Origin of the sequence: Lutispora sp. (genome assembly GCF_041687175.1) — a bacterium.
In the GTDB taxonomy this organism is placed as follows: Bacteria; Bacillota; Clostridia; order Lutisporales; family Lutisporaceae; genus Lutispora.
On record NZ_JAWLCK010000217.1, the window covers coordinates 1 to 2,610 of the forward strand.

Annotated in this window: 3 protein-coding genes and 1 pseudogene; all 4 read right to left on the bottom strand. The window is 39.2% G+C overall.

Going from position 1 to position 2,610, the window contains the following annotated elements:
• A partial coding sequence (locus tag ACESM9_RS15470) for a spore germination protein (RefSeq protein WP_373000792.1) occupies window positions 1-1,244 on the bottom strand: 1,244 nt, incomplete at its 3' end.
• A 4-nt stretch (window positions 1,245-1,248) separates the two neighbouring features.
• Window positions 1,249-1,461 carry a CLC_0170 family protein gene (locus tag ACESM9_RS15475; protein WP_373000795.1) on the bottom strand — a complete coding sequence of 71 codons (213 nt, stop codon included), beginning with the start codon at window positions 1,459-1,461 and terminating at the stop codon, window positions 1,249-1,251.
• Window positions 1,462-1,614: 153 nt separating this feature from the next.
• Window positions 1,615-2,358, bottom strand: coding sequence for a molybdenum cofactor guanylyltransferase (locus tag ACESM9_RS15480; RefSeq protein ID WP_373000798.1), 744 nt, complete (start codon window positions 2,356-2,358; stop codon window positions 1,615-1,617).
• A 15-nt stretch (window positions 2,359-2,373) separates the two neighbouring features.
• Window positions 2,374-2,610, bottom strand: a pseudogene (locus tag ACESM9_RS15485) (4-(cytidine 5'-diphospho)-2-C-methyl-D-erythritol kinase); the annotation flags it as partial.

A 2,610-nucleotide genomic window follows, 5' to 3' on the forward strand; every position in this document is an offset into this window, starting at 1 on the left:
ATTGCAGTCAAAGCCACTATAATAACCATTATTGGGCTGACTATCCCTGCCTGAACTGCTGCCTGGCCTATTACAAGACCTCCAACAATGCCTATGGTATTACCTATGGGAGCTGGCAGACTTATTCCTGCTTCTCTCAAAAGCTCCAGAGTCATTTCCATTATGAATGCTTCAACTACAGCTGGAAAGGGTACCCCTTGTCTGGAGGCTGATATTGATAAAACAAGTTTTGTAGGTATTATGCCCGGGTTGTAGGATGTAAAAGCTATATAAAGTGCCGGCAAAAGCATGGCTATGAAGCTTGCCATCAATCTTATAAACCTCAATACAGTAGAAATTATCCATCTGTCATAATAATCCTCCGGAGATTGGAACATTAAATTCAGCGTGGCTGGCAGTATAAGAGCAAAAGGGGTATTGTCTACCAATATGACAACTCTGCCTTCATATAGTTCTGCAGCTACACGATCCGGCCGTTCTGAAAGAGATATCTGTGGAAATGGGGAATATGGGTCATCTTCTATGAGCTGCTCTATATAGCCGCTGTCCAGTATCGCATCTATTTCAATTGATTCAAGCCTTCTGAATACTTCCTCCACTAGTTCCTTCTTAGCAATATCTTCTATATAAAATATACCAACATCTGTTTTGCTTCTTTTCCCTATTCTCATCTGCTTCAGCTTCAGCCTGGGATCTCTGATCCTTCTTCGCACCAAAGCTGTATTCATCCTGAAGGTTTCTACAAAACCATCTCTGGGGCCTCGGAGGACCGCCTCAGTATTAGGCTCATTGACGCCTCTCATAGGCCAGCCTTTTGCACCTATGGTTATCAATGTAGCTGTACCATCTATGAACAGCACTGCATCACCTATTAGTATATCAAGTATGGCTGCATCCAAGTCCTCAGATTCTTTCAATTCCGAAGCGGGTATGTTTCCATAGCGAACCAATTCATATAGCTTATCAGTAAATTCTGGGGCATCCGGTGTCACTGCTCTGGCTTCAACCATCAAAGTTTCCAAAACAGCCAAATTAAGAAGATTTCTGTCACTCATTCCATCAACATATACAAGAGTGAATCTTAGGTTTTGCTCTTCTCCCACTACGAATTCCTTATAGACTATATCATCGCAATCTTTCAATATTTCCTTTACTTTTTCAATATTTACATCAAGAGAATCTGTGCTTCTATTTTTTATTTCTTTTTTATCTGAGCCTTTTTTGCTTTTATTGAATAAGGACATTGGATCACCTCGCAATTCTTTCTATGACAAGCATTGCTGTAGCTAATACAACCGCACCTATGCTTATGAAGGTTGTTATTTTTGCATCTCTGATAAGGCCTTCGCTTTTCAATGCTGGCCTGTCAACAAATAATTCAAAAATGGATATTAAAACTATCAGTATAAATATGGTAGGATCCATAATGTTTCTTATAATGATGAGGAATTGTTGCAACAAAAAACCACAGCCTTTCTGCAAATATCCTTAAGTTATATTTTGCAGGCTGTGGTTATATTATACATTTCGGTATTCCTTGCTGCGGAATGTCCCCGATGTTATTGTTAAAGGAATATTATATTGGAAATAACTTCGCTAATCGGGCATTTCCCACTAATAAGCTGATAGATATTTCTCTACTAATTCTAAGTCTGATATTTTATCTACATCATTTCCTATTTCAGGATAGGGGGATATGACTACTCCTGCATTTATATTCAGCAGGGTATCGCACTTTTTCTTTATTGCATCTATAGTCAGGATTCCCAACAACAGCTTTATTAGAAATATGATTCCCAGAGTTCTTGCCATCTTGGCAGGGTTTTTTCTGTATTTAAGCATCTCGTCTATGAAATCCTTGCATCTATCCTTAATCTCAGGTCTGAAGTAGAACACATTTCCGCCAGTGAATTGCCCTTCCCTAAGCTTTGCATAGGTCCTCTTCACCTCGGGGTACTTCTCATCATTTATGCTTTTGTCTACTATAGAATAGCATAAGTCCACATTTTTCTCCCTTGCATTTTCTATGAAATGCTCCAATGCTTCAGGGGTTATCATGGGTATATCGCAGGTTAAGACCAATATTTCCTTATCCTGAGGAAACAGCTCCAGCGCCAACAGTATGTTGTTCACTATAGAATCTGTGCCCTGAATAATATAATCTGCTTTATTCCCTAAGGCTGGTACCAGATGGTCCTTTTCGCCCACTACTGCTATTTTACCTATCTGGGGAACTTTTTTTACACTGTCTATCACATAGTCTATCATATACCTATCGTGAATTTTTAGAAGTGCCTTGTTTTCCAAGCCGTTGGAATTATCCCCTTTTTTCTCCCCTGCCAGGATAATAGCATTCACCTTTTTCACCTCCCGTTAAGATAGGTCCCAATCACTGGACAAAGGCTTAACTACAAATATTTCATTAACCATTTGCTTTATATGGTCATAGGCTATATATGCCAGGGATTGATCTTCGAAGATGCCAAATACAGTGGGTCCGCTGCCGCTCATTACACTTCCCAAGGCTCCATATTCTATGAGCTTTGCTTTAATGTCTTTAATAAGTGGACATTTTTTTATGGTTACATATTCCAATACATTCCATAAATT